Source organism: Zoogloea sp. 1C4 (genome assembly GCF_009469605.1).
GTDB lineage: Bacteria > Pseudomonadota > Gammaproteobacteria > Burkholderiales > Rhodocyclaceae > Zoogloea > Zoogloea oryzae.
The window spans coordinates 241256-258518 of record NZ_SSXU01000005.1 but is presented as its reverse complement, the minus strand read 5'-3'; the positions used below and the strand labels follow the sequence as shown (position 1 = coordinate 258518).

Sequence of the window (17263 nt, the reverse complement as noted above, 5' to 3'; positions counted from 1 at the left end):
GGCTTACTTTCCGCCCGAACGGGCCTCGAGCGCTTCCCAGCGCAGCATCGCTGCCTCGATCTCGCCCTCCAGCGCCTGCAGCCGCGCGTTGAGCTGTGGCACATCCTGGGGCGCATCCCGGTAGATGGCCGGGTCGTTGAGCCGGGCCTGGATCGTGCCCTGCTCGTCCTCCAGCGCAGCGATGCGGTCTGGCAGTGCTTCCAGTTCACGCTGTTCCTTCCAGCTCAGCTTGGCCGGCTTGTTGGCGGCAGCCGGCGCAGGCGCAACGTCCTTCTTTGGCGCAGTGGGCTTGGGCGTCGCAGCTGTTGCTGCGGCTTCGCTGGTCTTGCGCACCCGCAGCCAGTCCTCATAACCGCCGGCGTATTCCTTCCAGCGGCCGTCGCCTTCGGCGGCGATGACCTGGGTCACCACGTTATCCAGGAAGGCCCGGTCGTGGCTCACCAAAAACACCGTGCCGTCGTACTGGGCCAGCAGGTCTTCGAGCAGATCGAGAGTTTCAATGTCCAGATCGTTGGTCGGCTCGTCGAGCACCAGCACGTTGGCCGGCCGGGCGAACAGCCGGGCCAGCAGCAGCCGGTTGCGCTCGCCACCGGAGAGCGACTTGACCGGCGAGCGGGCGCGCTGGGGCGAGAACAGGAAATCCCCCAGATAACCGATGATGTGGGTGCGGTGACCGGCGATCTCCACGTAGTCGGAGCCCGGGCTGATCACCTCGGTGAGCGGCGCTTCCGGGTCGAGCTGCTCGCGCAGCTGGTCGAAGTAGGCCACCGTCTGGCGCGTGCCGCGGCGGACGCGGCCGTCGTCCGGCTCCAGCCCGCCGAGGATGAGCTTGAGCAGTGTCGTCTTGCCTGCGCCGTTGGGGCCGATCAGGCCGATCCGGTCGCCCCGCAGGATGCGCGTCGAGAAATCGCGGACGATGGTGCGCTCGCCAAAGCGCTTGTTGACGTTCTCCAGCTCGGCCACCATCTGGCCACTGCCTTCACCCCGATCCAGCGCCAGCTTGACCGTTCCCAGCCGATCACGCCGCGCGCCACGCTCGCGGCGTAGCGCCTCCAGCCGGCGCACCCGGCCTTCATTGCGGGTCCGCCGCGCTTCCACGCCCTTGCGGATCCACACCTCCTCCTGGGCCAGCAGCTTGTCGAAGCGGGCGTTGGCCTTCTCTTCGGCGTCCAGTTGGTCGGCCTTGCGAGCGAGGTATTCGGAAAAGCGCCCGGGGTGGCTGGACAGGATGCCGCGATCCAGCTCGACGATCCGCGTCGCCACATGGTCGAGGAACACCCGGTCGTGGGTGATGACCACCACCGCGCCGGCAAAATCGCGGATCAGCTCTTCAAGCCACAGAATGCCGTCGATGTCCAGGTGGTTGGTCGGCTCGTCCAGCAGCAGGATCTCCGGCTCGCCCACCAGCGCCCGGGCCAACGCCACCCGCTTGATGCCGCCGCCCGACAGGCTGCCCACCACCGCCTCGCCCGACAGCTTGAGCTGCCCCAGCACCTGCTCGACACGCTGCTCGAGCCGCCAGGCCTGGGCATCCTCGATCCGGTGCTGCAGGTCTTCGAGCCGGGCCAGCGCGGCCTCGCTGGCATCCTCGGCCACCGCCAGCGTCGCGGCGTGGTAATCCACCAGCAGCTGGGCCACGTCGCCCAGGCCGTCGGCCACGGTGGCGAACACGCTTCGCTCGAGGGGGAAATCCGCCTCCTGGGGCACGTAGGCCACCCGCGCGCCGGGCTGGCGCCACAGTCGCCCATCATCCAGCGTCGCCTGCCCCGCGAGCGCCTTCAGCAGGCTCGACTTGCCGCTGCCGTTGCGCCCGATGAGCGCAACCCGCTCGCCGGGGTCGAGCTGGAAGGCCGCCTTGTCGAGGAGGGCAACATGGCCGAAGGCAAGGCAGGCATCGTCGAGGGTGATCAGGGGCATGGCGAATCCGGGGGGCTGAAGCGGGAAAGCTGCGGATTCTACCCTGCCAGGCCCCCCGGGGCCCTTTTCGGCGGATACCGGGCAGCGCGACGGGTGTCTACAAGTGCGTCACACACCCCGCAAAACATGCTTGACGAACGACTGGTCAATCTGTTTAATACGAATTGTTCTCATTTGCTTTAACAACTACCGTGACACCCCCTGACGAAACAGCCAAGGCTGCACAACCCCCAGAGGCCCCACGGGTACAAGCCGGTCACATGGACACGCCAATCCGTAGCAAGGATCTGTTCGATAACCGCAGCTGCATCTTCATCGAACACGAAGGCATGATTTATGCATTGCGTACTACACGTGCCGGCAAACTGATTCTCACAAAATGATGCTCACCACTCATCACCGCCATTCCGTGCTTCCGGTCTCCACCGCCGCGCCGCGGCTCTCTACCCCGAGCGTCGCGCTACTGCTGGCGATCGGACTGGCCGGCGGGTATGCGGCGATCGAACTGGTGCTGCAGCTCTATCCGATCCACTGAACGCCTGGCTGTCCAGAAGCGCTGGAGGAAACAGGACAATGTACGTTTGTGTTTGTCGTGCAATCACCGAAAAACAGATCGAATCCGCCGTCGCCGGCGGCGCTCGCCGACTCCGTGATCTTCGGGTAGAGTTGGGCGTCACCGAGGAATGCGGGCGGTGTGCCCGGTGCGCCAAGCAGTGCCTGCACGAGGCCCTCGACAAGCAGCACCCGCCCCAGCTCCTTCCGCACGGCATCCGTACATTTCCATTGATCCAGGAGGCAGCATGAAAGGCGACAAGAAGGTCATCCAGCATCTGAACAAGCAACTCACCATCGAGCTGACCGCCATCAACCAGTACTTCCTGCACGCGCGCATGTATAAGAACTGGGGCCTCGGCAAGCTGGGCAAGCACGAATACGAAGAATCCATCGAAGAAATGAAGCACGCCGACATGCTGATCGAGCGCGTGCTGTTTCTTGAGGGCCTCCCCAACCTGCAGAACCTCGACAAGCTGCTGATTGGCGAAAACGTCCCGGAATGTCTCCAGGGCGATCTGAAGCTGGAGCAAGGCGGCCACGCCCACCTCAAGGACGCGATCGCTTACTGTGAATCCGTCCGCGACTACGTGAGCCGCGACATCTTCCAGCACATCCTCGACGACACCGAAGAGCACATCGACTATCTCGAAACCCAGCTTGAGCTGGTCGAGAAAGTCGGCATCCAGAACTACCTGCAATCCCAGATGGACGTCAGCTCGTCCTGATCCGGCCTCACCCCGACACCGCGGAAAGCATGAAGACGTGGCATTTTCCGGCGCTGCCGGGATAGAATGCCGCCCTCCTCTCTCCGTAGTTCAATGGATAGAACGGGCGCCTCCTAAGCGCCAGATACAGGTTCGATTCCTGTCGGGGGGACCAGACCCGGCAAGGCCCTCCTCGTGAGGGCCTTGTTCTTTTTGGGGCGCACTCCGCGTCACCGGTTCGATTCCCCCGACAGGAATCACACCGATTCCCGGGCAACCGCACAAAAAAAGAGGCCGGCATCTCAGCCGGCCTCTTTCTGCAGCAATACAACGCAGGTCAGTGCTTCACGACCTCACCGTTTTCAGTCGGCTCGGCCGGCTTGGCGACGGCGACATCCGCCGCGGGGACTTCCGGCAGCGCCTCGGGCATGCGCTCCAGCGCGTGCTCGAGCACCTGGTCGATCCACTTGACCGGGATGATCTCCAGCTCGTTCTTCACGTTGTCGGGGATCTCGGTGAGATCCTTGACGTTTTCCTGGGGAATCAACGCGCGGGTGATGCCACCACGTACCGCCGCCAGCAGCTTTTCCTTCAGGCCGCCGATCGGCAGGACTTCGCCACGCAGCGTGATTTCGCCCGTCATCGCCACGTCGCAGCGCACCGGGATGCCAGTGAGCACCGACACCAGACCGGTGCAGATCGCGATGCCGGCGGACGGACCGTCCTTGGGAATCGCGCCTTCCGGCAAGTGGATGTGGATGTCGGACTTCTGGTAGAAATCCTCCTGGATGCCCAGCGACTTGGAACGCCGACGCACCACCGACAGGGCCGCCTGGATGGACTCCTGCATGACCTCGCCGAGCTTGCCGGTGGTCATGATCTTGCCCTTGCCCGGCAGCGCCACGGCTTCAACGGTCAGCAGTTCGCCACCCACTTCGGTCCACGCGAGGCCGGTCACCTGGCCGATCTGGTTTTCCTTCTCGGCCACACCGAAGGTGTACTTCCGCACGCCCAGGTACTTGTCGATGTTCTTGGCGTTCACCACCACCTTCGCCTTGCGCTTGCCCAGGACCAGCGCCTTGACGACCTTGCGGCAGACCTTCGACACCTCGCGTTCGAGGCCTCGCACGCCCGCCTCACGGGTGTAGAAGCGCACGATGTCGCGGATGGCGTCTTCGGTCACCGACAGCTCCTCGCGCTTGATCCCGTTGTTCTTCATCTGCTTGGGAACAAGGTAGCGCTGGGCAATGTTGACCTTCTCGTCCTCGGTGTAACCCGACAGACGGATGAGTTCCATCCGGTCGAGGAGCGGTGCCGGGATGTTGAGGGTGTTGGCAGTCGCCACGAACATCACGTCCGACAGGTCGTATTCCACTTCGATGTAGTGGTCGACGAAGGTCGAGTTCTGTTCGGGGTCGAGCACCTCCAGCAGCGCCGACGACGGATCGCCGCGGAAGTCCTGGCCCATCTTGTCCACTTCATCCAGCAGGAACAGCGGATTGCGCACGGCAACCTTGGACATGTTCTGCAGGATCTTGCCCGGCATCGAACCGATGTAGGTGCGACGGTGGCCGCGGATCTCGGCTTCGTCACGCACACCGCCGAGGCTCATGCGCACGAACTTGCGGTTCGTGGCGCGGGCCACCGACTGGCCGAGGGAGGTCTTGCCGACGCCCGGGGGGCCGACGAGGCACAGGATCGGCGCCTTGAGCTTGTCGACGCGCTGCTGCACGGCGAGGTACTCAAGGATGCGTTCCTTGACCTTCTCGAGGCCGTAGTGCTCGGTGTCGAGCACCTTCTCGGCTTCGGCCAGATCCTTACTGATGCGGGATTTCTTCTTCCAGGGCAGGCCGACCAGGGTCTCGATGTAGTTGCGGACCACGGTGGCTTCGGCCGACATGGGCGACATCAGGCGCAGCTTCTTCAGCTCGGCCTGGGCCTTGGCCATGGCCTCCTTGGTCATGCCGGCGGCCTTGATCTTCTTGTCCATCTCCTCGAGATCGGCGCCGTCCTCGCCTTCGCCGAGTTCCTTCTGGATTGCTTTGACCTGTTCGTTCAGGTAGTACTCGCGCTGGCTCTTTTCCATCTGGCGCTTGACGCGGCCACGGATGCGCTTTTCAACCTGAAGGATGTCGAGTTCGGTTTCGAGCTGGTTGAGCAGGCGCTCGAGGCGCTCGCCCGGATCGAACATCTCGAGGATTTCCTGCTTCTGTTCGAGCTTGAGCGGCAGGTGGGCGGCGATGGTGTCTGCCAGCCGGCCCGGCTCCTCGATGCCCGACAGGGAGCTGAGGATCTCCGGCGGGATCTTCTTGTTGAGCTTAACGTACTGGTCGAACTGGCTGATGATCGCCCGGCGCATGGCCTCGACCTCGTTGTCCGGCGTCTCGGCGGCGGGCATCGGCTGGGCCTTGGCGACGAACAGGGTGCGCAGGTCTTCGACCGACACCACGCGGGCGCGCTGCACGCCTTCAACCAGCACCTTCACGGTGCCGTCGGGCAGCTTGAGCATCTGCAGGATGTTGGCGATGCAGCCCAGATCGTAGAGATCGTCAGCCGAGGGTTCGTCCTTGGCGGCAGACTTCTGGGCGACCAGCAGGATGCTCTTGCCGGCCTCCATGGCGTTCTCGAGCGCCTTGATGGACTTGGGGCGACCCACGAACAGCGGGATCACCATGTGCGGGAAGACGACGACGTCGCGCAGCGGCAGCAGCGGCAGTTCGACTTGGTCTTCGGAGAGGTCAAGCGTGCTCGACATGATTATTCCTTTAAAGGCACTAAGGCCCCATATGGGGCCTCAGCGACATCAATTCAAGCAGTCGGATGAAACTTCTTCTGCCTGATTTCAGTTGGAGCCGGAGACCTTGGGTTGATCGGCGTAGATCAGGATCGGCTGGGCGCCGCCATCGATCATGCCTTCGTCGATCACGACTTTGGACACGTTTTCCATGGACGGCAACTCATACATGGTGTCGAGCAGCGTCGCTTCAAGGATCGAACGCAGACCGCGGGCACCGGTCTTGCGCTTGAGCGCCTTGCGGGCAATGGCCTGAAGCGCCGCCGGCCGCACCTCGAGTTCGACGCCTTCCATCGAAAACAGTTTCTGATATTGCTTGATCAGGGCGTTTTTCGGTTCGATGAGGATCTGGATGAGCGCTTCCTCGTCGAGCTCCTGCAGCGTGGCGACCACCGGCAGACGACCGATGAGCTCGGGGATGAGGCCGAACTTGATCAGATCTTCGGGTTCGACATTGCGCAGAGATTCGGAGACGTTCCTGCTCTCGCGGCTCTTCACCTCGGCGCCGAAACCAATGCCGACCTGCTCGGTACGGTTGCGGATCACCTTGTCGAGACCGTCGAAGGCGCCGCCACAGACGAACAGGATGTTGGTGGTATCCACCTGCACGAAATCCTGGTTCGGGTGCTTGCGGCCACCTTGCGGCGGCACCGACGCGATGGTGCCTTCGATGAGCTTGAGCAGCGCCTGCTGCACGCCCTCGCCGGACACGTCGCGGGTGATCGACGGGTTGTCGGACTTGCGGGAGATCTTGTCGATCTCGTCGATGTAGACGATGCCCTGCTGGGCCTTGTCCACTTCGTAGTCGCACTTCTGGAGCAGCTTCTGGATGATGTTCTCGACATCCTCGCCCACGTAGCCGGCCTCGGTGAGGGTGGTGGCATCCGCCATCACGAAGGGCACGTTGAGCAGGCGGGCCAGGGTCTGGGCAAGAAGGGTCTTGCCCGAACCGGTCGGGCCGACCAGCAGGATGTTGCTCTTCGAGAGTTCGACTTCGTCGTGGGTCTTGGACAGGTGGCGCAGCCGCTTGTAGTGGTTGTACACCGCCACGGAGAGGATGCGCTTGGCCGCGCTCTGACCGATCACGTACTGGTCGAGGATCTCGGAGATTTCGCGCGGGGACGGGAGTTCACCCTTGATGCCCTTGGCGCTTCCGGTGTCCGCAGTAATTTCGTCGCGAATGATGTCGTTGCACAGCTCGATGCACTCGTCGCAGATGAACACGGACGGACCCGCGATCAGCTTGCGGACCTCGTGTTGGCTCTTGCCGCAGAACGAGCAATACAGGAGCTTTTCGCCGCTCGTTTTCTTGTCCGCCATTACTGCCTTCCTCTCTGTACTGGATGCTTGAAACCGATCAAGCCACGTCGGCGCGGCTGGTGAGAACCTTGTCGACGATGCCGTAACGCACGGCCTCTTCCGCCGACATGAAGTTGTCGCGATCCGTGTCCTTTTCGATGGCTTCGACAGGCTGGCCGGTGTGCTTGGCGAGCATGTCGTTGAGCTTGGCGCGCAGGGACAGGATCTCGCGGGCGTGGATCTCGATGTCCGAGGCCTGGCCCTGGAAACCACCCAGCGGCTGATGAATCATGATGCGTGAGTTCGGCAGCGAGAATCGCTTGTCCTTGGCTCCGGATGCAAGCAGGAAGGCGCCCATGCTGGCCGCCTGCCCGATGCACAGGGTGCTCACGTCCGGCTTGATGAACTGCATGGTGTCGTAGATCGCCATGCCGGCCGTGACCGAGCCACCCGGAGAGTTGATGTAGAAGAAGATGTCCTTGTCCGGGTTTTCGGATTCAAGGAACAGCAACTGGGCCACGATCAGGTTGGCGGTCACGTCATTGACGGGCCCGACCAGAAACACCACCCGCTCCTTGAGCAGGCGCGAGTAGATGTCGTACGAACGCTCGCCGCGACCGCTCTGCTCGACCACCATCGGGATCAGGCCGAGACCGACCGGATCCCAGTCACTACGAGAAAACGGGGGTGTCAATGGATTCATTTCCTGTCGCTTTCCGCGGAATTAAGCCGCATTGCCCATAAGTTCGTCAAAAGAGATGGCCTTGTCGGTCGTCTTGGCGTTGCTCACGACCCACTCCACCACATTGTCCTCGATCACCAGCGCTTCGGCCTGGGCCAGACGCTGGGGCTGGGAGTAGTACCAGCCGACCACTTCGCTCGGATCTTCGTAGCTGGCTGCGAAGTCTTCAATGGTGGCACGGATCTGTTCCGGCTTGGCAAACAGCTCCTTGCTCTTCACGAGCTCGGACATGATCAGGCCGAGCTTGACGCGGCGGGCCGCCTGCTCGCCGAACCAGCTGGCGTCGATCGGGAGGTCCTTGGTCTGCATGCCGCGGGCTTCGAAGTCACGCTTGGCATTTTCGGCAAGCGTCTGGGATTCCTGAGCGACGAGGGCCTTCGGCACTTCGATCGGGTGGGTCTCGATCAGCACGTTCATGACGCGCTCCTTGATCTTGGCCTGGATGCGACGCTTCACTTCGCGCTCCAGGTTGGCCTTCACCTCTTCGCGCATCTTGGTCACGTCGCCGTCGGCGATGCCCAGGGACTTGGCGAACTCGGCGTCGACTTCCGGCAGCTGCGGCGCTTCAACCTTCTTCACGGCCACGTCGAACTGGACGGTCTGGCCGGCCAGGTTAGCGGCGTGGTAGTCAGCCGGGAAGGTCATGTCGAAAGTCTTGGACTCGCCGGCAGCGAGGCCCAGGGTGGCGGTTTCGAAATCCTTGAGCATCTGGCCGCCGCCGATCACGAAGGCGAAATCGGTCGCCTTGCCACCTTCAAACTCGACACCGTCCTTGCGGCCGGTGAAATCGACCACCACGCGGTCGCCGTCCTGGGCGGCACGCTCGGCCTGCACGAAAGTGGTGCGCTGCTTGCGCAGGACGTCGAGGGTCTTGTCCACTTCGGCGTCGGTCACTTCGAGTTGCGGGCGCTCGACTTCCTGGCCGCTCACGTCGGCGATCACCACATCCGGGTAGACCTCGAAGACGGCGGTGAATTCCAGGGCTTCGGAGCCGGTGGCTTCCTTCGGCTCGATGTTCGGGTAGCCGGCAACGCGCACGTTCAGGGCGCGGATCTGTTCGCCAAGGACGCGCTCGACAGCGGCGCCGATGGCTTCGGAACGGGCTTGCGGGCCGTAGGTCTGCGCGACCATCCGGAACGGGACCTTCCCCGGACGGAATCCCGGCATCTTGACGGTGCGAGCCATCTTCTTCAGACGGGCATCCACGTCCTTGTCGATTTCAGCCAGCGGCACGGACATATCGATACGGCGCTCGAGTGCGCTCACCACGGTTTCCTGGTTGCTCATGAAAATTCCCTGATCGTTCTTGACAATAACGCCTCACGACACAGGCAGAGAACACAGAGCAAGACTCGTGCCTTCTCAAACCCGACTGCCATGAAGTCGTCGGAAAAACCTTTAGTCTAACACAGCACAGGAAATGGCTTGCAGCACAGCCTGCAATGCCGCGCCGATGCGTCGTCTCGGCGCTACTGCCGTGACAAACTCCCGCTCGATCAACGGAACTCCAATTGATCTTCAGCTATCACACAAACTGTAATGACCCGAACTCCGAAGCCTTGATGGGATGCCCACAAGCTGACGAGGTGCTCAGCTCAACGTTCTGCGTAATGTGTCGTTATCCAGGCTGTTGGACGACGACGAAACCGGCACCCGCGCCTGGTGCCCTGCCCCCGGGAGACATCAGATGAGTATCTTCACCAGCTTTCAGACCCGTTACGAAACAACACGGGAAGAGGAAATGTCGGTCCAGGAATACCTGGAACTGTGCAAGTCCGACAAGATGGCTTACGCCAGCTCCGCCGAGCGGATGCTCCAGGCGATCGGCGAGCCGGAGCTTGTCGATACCCGTCTCGACCCCCGCCTCTCGCGCATCTTTTCCAACAAGATGATCAAGATCTATCCGGCCTTCCGGGATTTCTACGGAATGGAGGAATCGATCGAGAACATCGTGTCGTATTTCCGACACGCAGCCCAGGGTCTGGAGGAAAAGAAACAGATCCTGTACCTCTTGGGGCCGGTGGGCGGCGGCAAGAGTTCGCTCGCCGAGAAGCTCAAGTCGCTGGTCGAGAAGATCCCCTTCTACGCCATCAAGGGCTCGCCGGTGCATGAGTCGCCCCTCGGGCTGTTCAGCATGGAGGAGGATGGCGCGATCCTCGAAGACGACTACGGCATCCCCCGGCGCTACCTCAACACCATCATGAGCCCGTGGGCGGTCAAGCGCCTGCACGAGTTCAATGGTGACGTCACCAAGTTCAAGGTGGTCAAGCTGCGCCCGTCCGTGCTGCGCCAGATCGCCGTGGCCAAGACCGAACCCGGCGACGAGAACAACCAGGACATCTCGTCGCTGGTGGGCAAGATCGACATCCGCAAGCTGGAGCAGTATTCCCAGGACGATCCGGATGCCTACTCCTACTCCGGCGGCCTGTGCCTCGCCAACCGGGGGCTGCTTGAGTTCGTCGAGATGTTCAAGGCACCGATCAAGGTGCTGCATCCGCTCCTAACCGCCACCCAGGAAGGCAACTACAAGGGCACCGAAGGCTTCGGCGCGATCCCCTTCGACGGCATCGTGATGGCCCACTCCAACGAGTCCGAATGGGCAGCGTTCAAGAACAACCGCAACAACGAGGCCTTCCTCGACCGCATCTACACCGTCAAGGTGCCGTACTGCCTGCGGGTGTCGGACGAGGTGCGCATCTACGAGAAGCTGCTCACCAACAGTTCACTGTCCCACGCCCCCTGCGCGCCCGACACCCTAAAGATGATGGCGCAGTTTGCGGTACTGTCGCGGGTCAAGGAACCCGAGAACTCCAGCTTGTTCTCCAAGATGCGCGTCTACGACGGCGAGAACCTGAAGGACACCGACCCGAAGGCCAAGAGCTATCAGGAATACCGCGACTACGCCGGCGTCGACGAAGGCATGAACGGCCTCTCCACTCGCTTCGCCTTCAAGGTGCTGTCCAAGGTGTTCAACTTTGACCACCGCGAAGTGGCTGCCAATCCGGTGCACCTCATGTACGTGCTCGAGCAGCAGATCGCCCAGGAGCAGTACCCGCCCGAGAACGAAGCCAAGTACCTGGCCTTCATCAAGGAATTCCTCGCCCCGCGCTACGCCGAGTTCATCGGCAAGGAGATCCAGACCGCCTACCTCGAGAGCTACAGCGAGTACGGCCAGAACATCTTCGACCGCTACGTGACCTACGCCGACTTCTGGATCCAGGACCAGGAATACCGCGACCAGAACACCGGCGAGATCCTCGACCGCAACGCGCTCAACGACGAGCTCGAGAAGATCGAGAAGCCGGCCGGCATCAGCAACCCGAAGGACTTCCGCAACGAGGTGGTGAACTTCGTGCTGCGCGCCCGCGCCAAGAACAACGGCAAGAACCCGAGCTGGACCAGCTACGAGAAGCTCCGCGCGGTGATCGAGAAGAAGATGTTCTCCAACACCGAAGACCTGCTGCCCGTCATCAGCTTCAACGCCAAGGCCAGCGGCGACGAGCAGAAGAAGCACCAGAACTTCGTCAATCGCATGATCGAAAAGGGCTACACCGAGAAGCAGGTCCGCTTGCTCTGCGAGTGGTATCTGCGCGTCCGCAAGTCGTCCTGACCGCACGACCGCCGGCCCCGTCGGGCTGGCGGCACGTCAACAGTTCGCGAGGCCCGAATGGTCCGAATCATCGATCGCCGGTTCGACAGCAAGAACAAGAGTGCTGTGAACCGGCAGAGGTTCATGCGCCGTTTCAAACACCAGATCCGCGAGGCGGTGGCCGATGCCATCTCCGGCCGCTCCATCAAGGATCTGGATAACGGCGAGAGCGTCTCCATCCCCGCCAAGGATCTCTCCGAGCCCCAGTTTCATCATGGGCGCGGCGGGGTGTGGGAAACCATCTTCACCGGCAACGACCAGTTCTCCACCGGCGACCAGATCAACCGGCCGCAAGGCGGCGGCGGTAGCGGCACCGGCAAGGGCAAGGCCAGCAACGAGGGCGAAGGCGAGGACGATTTCGTCTTCAACCTCTCCCGCGAGGAGTTCCTCGACGTCTTCTTCGACGATCTTGCGCTGCCCAACCTGGTCAAGACCCAGCTCGCCCGCATCCACGAATACAAGAGCCAGCGCGCCGGTTTCACCAACGACGGCACGCCAGCCAACATCAACGTTGTGCGCTCCTTGCGCGGCGCGCTGGGCCGCCGGCTGGCGCTCTCGTCGCCCTACCGCGGCAGCCTGCGTGAGTTGCAAAAGCAACTTGAAGAGTTGCTTTTGACACATTCAGAAGACGACCCCGAAGTCGTCAAGCTGAAGGACGAGATCGGCATTCTCCGTGCCAAGATCGAGGCGATCCCCTTCATCGACACCTTCGACCTGCGCTACAACAACCGCACCAAGGTGCCCAAACCGACCACCCAGGCGGTGATGTTCTGCATCATGGACGTGTCGGGCTCGATGGACGAAGAGAAGAAAGCCACCGCCAAGCGCTTCTTCATGCTGCTGTATCTCTTCCTCACCCGCACCTACGAGCACATCGAGGTGGTGTTCATCCGCCACCATACCGTGGCCAAGGAAGTGAACGAGGAAGACTTCTTCCACTCCCGCGAATCCGGCGGCACCGTGGTGTCGAGCGCCCTCGAGCTGATGAAGGACATCCTCCACGAGCGCTACGCCAACGGCGCCTGGAACATCTACGGCGCGCAGGCCTCCGATGGCGACAACTGGGAGAACGATTCGCCCCACTGCCGCGAGGTGCTCGCCAGTTCGATCCTGCCCTTCCTCCAGTATTTCGCCTACATCGAGATCACCCCCGGCGAGCCGCAGAACCTGTGGCGCGAGTACGAAAAGCTGGTCGGCGCGCAGCCCAACTTCGCGATGCAGCACATCGAAGGCCTGCCCGACATCTACCCGGTGTTCCGCGAACTCTTCAAAAAGAAACTGGCATGAGCACAGCGACCAGAACCAAGCGCAGGAAACCCCTGCCCGCCCCCGGCGAATGGACCTTCGAGCTCATCGAGACCTACCACGCCGAGATCGACCGCGTGGCGCGAGGCTTCGGGCTCGACACCTACCCCATCCAGATCGAGGTCATCACCTCCGAGCAGATGATGGACGCCTACTCGTCCGTCGGCATGCCCGTCAATTACCACCACTGGTCCTTCGGCAAGAGCTTCCTGCAGACCGAAAAGGGCTACCGCCGCGGGCAGATGGGGCTCGCCTACGAGATCGTCATCAACTCCAACCCCTGCATCGCCTATCTCATGGAAGAGAACACCATGACGATGCAGGCCCTGGTGATCGCCCACGCCGCCTACGGCCACAACAGCTTCTTCAAGGGCAACTACCTGTTCCGGCAGTGGACCAACGCCGACGCCATCGTCGACTACCTCCTCTTCGCCAAGAACTACCTCACCGAATGCGAAGAGCGCTACGGCGAAGAGGAAGTCGAACTCCTCCTCGACTCCTGCCACGCGCTGATGAACGTCGGCGTGGATCGCTACAAGCGTCCCGCCAAGCTCTCGCTGGATAAAGAGCTCACCCGCCAGCGGGAGCGCCGAATACCTGCAAAGTCAGGTCAATGACCTGTGGCGCACCCTGCCCGCCCAGCAGCAGCGCGCCGCCACCGTCGAGGCCCGGCGCTTCCCGCCCGAACCCCAGGAGAATCTCCTCTACTTCATCGAGAAGAACGCCCCACTCCTCGAACCCTGGCAGCGCGAGATCGTGCGCATCGTGCGCAAGATCGGCCAGTACTTCTTCCCCCAGCGCCAGACCCAGGTGATGAACGAAGGCTGGGCCACCTACTGGCACTACACCCTGCTCAACACGATGTACGACGAGGGGCTGCTCACCGACAGCTTCATGATGGAGTTCCTCCACTCCCACACCAACGTCGTCTATCAGCCCAGCTACAGCGAACCCTGGTACCGCGGTCTCAACCCCTACGCCCTGGGTTTTGCCATGTGGCAGGACATCCGCCGCATCTGCGAAGCCCCCACCGACGAAGACCGCTACTGGTTCCCGGACATCGCCGGCAGCGACTGGCGCGAGACCTTCGACTTCGCCATGCGCAACTTCAAGGACGAAAGCTTCGTCGCCCAGTTCCTGTCGCCCAAGGTAATGCGCGACTTCCGCCTCTTCGCCATCCTCGACGACGACAAGGACAGCAAGCTCAAGATCTCCGCGATCCACGACGAAAGCGGCTACCGCCGCGTGCGCGAAATCCTCTCCGACAACTACAACCTGGGCAGCCGCGAGCCCAACCTGCAGGTCTGGAACGTCGACCTGCGCGGCGACCGCTCCCTCACCCTGCGCCACCAGATGTACCAGCGCCGCCCGCTAGCCGGCGACAACGACGAAGTCCTCAAGCACGTCGCCCGCCTGTGGGGCTTTGCCGTGAAGCTCGAAGTCGCCCAGGAAGACGGCACCGTGCACTGCATCAACGAATGCCGGCAGGACAGGCGGAAGAGCGACCGGAACTGAGCCCACCCGCTCACCCCCCAACAATCGCCCCCCGCCCACCGGCGGGGCCGATTAAAATGGCGGGATGCCCGCCCGCAACGCCCACCAGATCCTAGGGGTCGATCCCGATGCCACCCTCGCCGAAATCAAGCGCGCCTACAAGCGCCTGGCGATGCGCTGGCACCCGGATCGCAACCCCGACCCCCAGGCCCAGGATCAGTTCCGCCTCGTCCGCCAGGCCTTCGAACGCCTCACCCAAAAGCCCGTCGACGCGTCGGACGACGAAGACACCACCCCGGAACCGCCGCGCAAATCCGCCAAGCCCAAAGGCGAGGATCGTCGCCAGGAGGTTTTCGTCGATCTCCTCGACGCTGCCCGGGGCGCCACCGTCACCGTCACCGTAGAAGGCCGCGAGCCCTGCAACGACTGCAACGGCAGCGGCCACCGCAGCTATGGCCGCACCAGCATGTGCAGCCACTGTCACGGCAGCGGCCGGGTGCGCAGCGGCGGTGGGCTCAAGTCCTGCTCGCACTGCCACGGCAAGGGCTTCACCACCGACACCCGCTGCCCGAGCTGCGAAGGCCGCGGCTGGAACCCGGCTGACCGGCAACTGGCCGTCACCGTTCCGCCCGCCATGCTGCCCGGCGAAGAGCTGCGCATCAGTGGCCAGGGCGGCCCCGCACCCGACGACGGCGAGCCGGGCGACCTCTACCTCACCCTGCGCACCCATCCGCACCCGCTGTTCCGCCTCGACGGCCACGACATCCACGTCACCGTGCCGGTGAGCGTTTTCCGCGTGCTGGCCGGCGGCAGCATCGACGTGCCGACCCTCGACGGCGTGCGCGAGGTGCTGCTCCCTGAAGCCGCCACCAGCCCCGAGATCCGCGTGGCCGGCGCCGGCTTTCCGGGCCGCGGCCGCCGCAAGCCCGGCGACCTGCGCGTCCATCTCGACACCCAGCAGCTCCAGTTCCTCGGCAAGGAACAAAAAGCCATGCTCGAGATGGCCGAGCAGATGCTCCAGAACAACCTCAAGGCCCAGAGCCCGGTGCTGGCCCGCTGGAACGCGGTGGTCGACACCTACCGCTGATCCACCCCAAGGCCCACGACAAGACGGCAAAAATTGCCGCATCCGCCCCCAGGCCATTCCCCGAACAGAGATTCCATGTCCCGCAAAAAACCCGAACTCCTCGCCCCCGCCGGCTCCCTGGCGATGCTCGACACCGCCTTCGCCTTTGGTGCCGACGCCATCTACGCCGGCCAGCCGCGTTACTCGCTGCGCGTGCGTAACAACGATTTCGGCGACCTGCCGGTGCTGGCCGACGGCATCCACCGCGCCCACGCCCAGGGCAAGCACTTCTACGTGGTCGCCAACATCTATCCCCACGGCGCCAAGATCAAGACCTTCATCAAGGACATCGCCCCGGTCATCGCCCTCAAGCCCGACGCGCTGATCATGTCCGATCCGGGCCTGATCCTGATGGTCCGCGAGAACTTCCCCGAGATGCCCATCCACCTGTCGGTGCAGTCCAACACGGTCAATGCCGCCGCGGTGCGCTTCTGGAAGATGGCCGGCATCTCGCGGGTGATCCTGTCGCGGGAGCTCTCCATCGACGAAATCGCCAGCATCCGTCAGGATTGCCCCGACACCGAGCTCGAAGTCTTCATCCACGGCGCCCTGTGCATCGCGTATTCGGGCCGCTGCCTGCTCTCCGGCTACTTCAACCACCGCGACCCCAACCAGGGCACCTGCACCAACTCCTGCCGCTGGGATTTCAAGACCCACGAGGCCAAGACCTGCAGCAGCGGCGACGTCTATCTGCTCGAAGAACCGCAAAAGCGCGCCGGCGACTACATGCCCATCGAAGAGGACGAGCACGGCACCTACATCCTCAACTCCAAGGATCTGCGCGCCATCGAACACGTCCAGCGGCTGACCGAGATCGGCATCGACTCCTTCAAGATCGAAGGCCGCACCAAGAGCCCCTACTACGTCGCCCGCACCAGCCAGGCCTACCGCCAGGCCATCGACGACGCCTTCGCCGGCCGCGGCCTCGACCCGGCGCTGCTGGGCCAGCTCGAGGGCCTCGCCAACCGGGGCTACACCGACGGCTTCTACCAGCGCCACACACCCCACGAGATGCAGAACTACCTGCGCGGCCACTCCGAATCCAACCGCAGCCTGTACGTGGGCGACGTGGTGGGCTACGACGCCGAGCGTGGCCTCGCCGAAATCGCCTCGAAAAACGCGTTTTCGGTAGGTGATCGGCTCGAGCTGATCCACCCTTCCGGCAACGCCGAGATCCGCGTCGAACGCCTGATCGACGCCGCCGGCGAGCCTGTCGAGCGGGTGCCCGGCAGCGATCACCGAGTCTGGCTGCCGCTGCCTTCAGGCTGCGTCGGCGCCTTTGTCGCGCGATTTTTATAAATCTTGCCGGTTTTCTTGCCTAAGGCGCTGAAGTAGTTCAGAATGCTGTGTTTTCCGGGTGGCCAAATTCACCACCCACGTGTACTTCCCAAAGGACCAAGCGATGAAAGCCGATACCCACCCGAATTACAAAGAAGTGCAAGTGACTTGCTCCTGCGGCAACACTTTCACCACCCGCTCCACGATGGGCAAGCCCCAGTACCACGTGGAAGTGTGCTCTGCCTGCCACCCGTTCTACACCGGCAAGCAGAAGATCGTTGACACCGCGGGTCGCGTCGAGCGCTTCCGTCAGAAGTACGGTTCCGTGCAGCGCCTGGGCTAATATTCGCCCAACGCCGGCATCGTCCGAAAAAGGCAGCCGAGGCTGCCTTTTTTATTG

At 62.9% G+C, this 17263-nt stretch carries 14 protein-coding genes, 1 tRNA gene and 1 pseudogene; 11 read left to right on the top strand and 5 right to left on the bottom strand.

The features are described from left to right. Positions 1-3: 3 nt before the first annotated feature. A complete protein-coding gene (locus GH681_RS08580; RefSeq protein ID WP_153161048.1) occupies positions 4-1917 on the bottom strand; it encodes an ATP-binding cassette domain-containing protein in 1914 nt (637 codons plus the stop codon). A gap of 260 nt (positions 1918-2177) precedes the next feature. On the opposite strand from GH681_RS08580, the gene GH681_RS08575 reads away from it, so the two are divergent. The 5 genes from GH681_RS08575 to GH681_RS08555 all read left to right on the top strand — a co-directional run bounded on the left by GH681_RS08575 (position 2178) and on the right by GH681_RS08555 (position 3351). Then, complete coding sequence (locus GH681_RS08575; protein ID WP_153161047.1) at positions 2178-2300, top strand: hemin uptake protein HemP; 123 nt, start codon at positions 2178-2180, stop codon at positions 2298-2300. Continuing rightward, the gene (locus GH681_RS08570) at positions 2297-2452 is read left to right on the top strand and encodes a hypothetical protein (protein WP_153161046.1); all 156 of its coding nucleotides are present in this window, start codon (positions 2297-2299) and stop codon (positions 2450-2452) included. Before GH681_RS08575 ends, GH681_RS08570 begins: the two co-directional genes overlap by 4 nt. Positions 2453-2490: 38 nt before the next feature. Next, positions 2491-2721 carry a (2Fe-2S)-binding protein gene (locus tag GH681_RS08565; protein ID WP_153161045.1) on the top strand — a complete coding sequence of 77 codons (231 nt, stop codon included), beginning with the start codon at positions 2491-2493 and terminating at the stop codon, positions 2719-2721. After that, positions 2718-3197: a bacterioferritin gene (bfr, locus tag GH681_RS08560; protein ID WP_153161044.1), complete on the top strand. Its 480-nt coding sequence runs from the start codon at positions 2718-2720 to the stop codon at positions 3195-3197. Before GH681_RS08565 ends, bfr begins: the two co-directional genes overlap by 4 nt. Positions 3198-3276: 79 nt before the next feature. Next, positions 3277-3351 (top strand) — tRNA-Arg (locus GH681_RS08555). A gap of 162 nt (positions 3352-3513) precedes the next feature. Here GH681_RS08555 and lon read toward each other — a convergent pair. The 4 genes from lon to tig all read right to left on the bottom strand — a co-directional run bounded on the left by lon (position 3514) and on the right by tig (position 9298). Then, a complete protein-coding gene (lon, locus tag GH681_RS08550) occupies positions 3514-5931 on the bottom strand; it encodes an endopeptidase La (protein ID WP_153161043.1) in 2418 nt (805 codons plus the stop codon). 87 nt (positions 5932-6018) lie between these two features. Then, positions 6019-7290: an ATP-dependent Clp protease ATP-binding subunit ClpX gene (gene clpX, locus GH681_RS08545; protein WP_153161042.1), complete on the bottom strand. Its 1272-nt coding sequence runs from the start codon at positions 7288-7290 to the stop codon at positions 6019-6021. 37 nt (positions 7291-7327) lie between these two features. Continuing rightward, positions 7328-7972 (bottom strand): ATP-dependent Clp endopeptidase proteolytic subunit ClpP, encoded by a 645-nt coding sequence (gene clpP, locus GH681_RS08540; RefSeq protein ID WP_153161041.1) that lies wholly within the window; start codon positions 7970-7972, stop codon positions 7328-7330. Positions 7973-7993: 21 nt separating this feature from the next. Next, complete coding sequence (tig, locus tag GH681_RS08535; RefSeq protein WP_153161040.1) at positions 7994-9298, bottom strand: trigger factor; 1305 nt, start codon at positions 9296-9298, stop codon at positions 7994-7996. Between the two features lie 400 nt (positions 9299-9698). Between tig and GH681_RS08530 the strand changes: the two genes are divergently transcribed. The 6 genes and pseudogenes from GH681_RS08530 to rpmE all read left to right on the top strand — a co-directional run bounded on the left by GH681_RS08530 (position 9699) and on the right by rpmE (position 17206). Then, positions 9699-11621 carry a PrkA family serine protein kinase gene (locus tag GH681_RS08530; RefSeq protein ID WP_153161039.1) on the top strand — a complete coding sequence of 641 codons (1923 nt, stop codon included), beginning with the start codon at positions 9699-9701 and terminating at the stop codon, positions 11619-11621. Between the two features lie 57 nt (positions 11622-11678). Continuing rightward, positions 11679-12947: a YeaH/YhbH family protein gene (locus tag GH681_RS08525; RefSeq protein WP_153161038.1), complete on the top strand. Its 1269-nt coding sequence runs from the start codon at positions 11679-11681 to the stop codon at positions 12945-12947. Further along, a pseudogene (locus GH681_RS08520) lies at positions 12944-14480 on the top strand (SpoVR family protein). The gene GH681_RS08525 and the pseudogene GH681_RS08520 overlap by 4 nt, the downstream one beginning before the upstream one ends. 64 nt (positions 14481-14544) lie before the next feature. Continuing rightward, positions 14545-15546: a DnaJ C-terminal domain-containing protein gene (locus tag GH681_RS08515; protein ID WP_153161037.1), complete on the top strand. Its 1002-nt coding sequence runs from the start codon at positions 14545-14547 to the stop codon at positions 15544-15546. A gap of 75 nt (positions 15547-15621) precedes the next feature. Next, a complete protein-coding gene (locus GH681_RS08510) occupies positions 15622-16884 on the top strand; it encodes a U32 family peptidase (RefSeq protein WP_153161036.1) in 1263 nt (420 codons plus the stop codon). Positions 16885-16987: 103 nt separating this feature from the next. Further along, the gene (gene rpmE / locus GH681_RS08505) at positions 16988-17206 is read left to right on the top strand and encodes a 50S ribosomal protein L31 (RefSeq protein WP_153161035.1); all 219 of its coding nucleotides are present in this window, start codon (positions 16988-16990) and stop codon (positions 17204-17206) included. Positions 17207-17263: the final 57 nt, after the last annotated feature.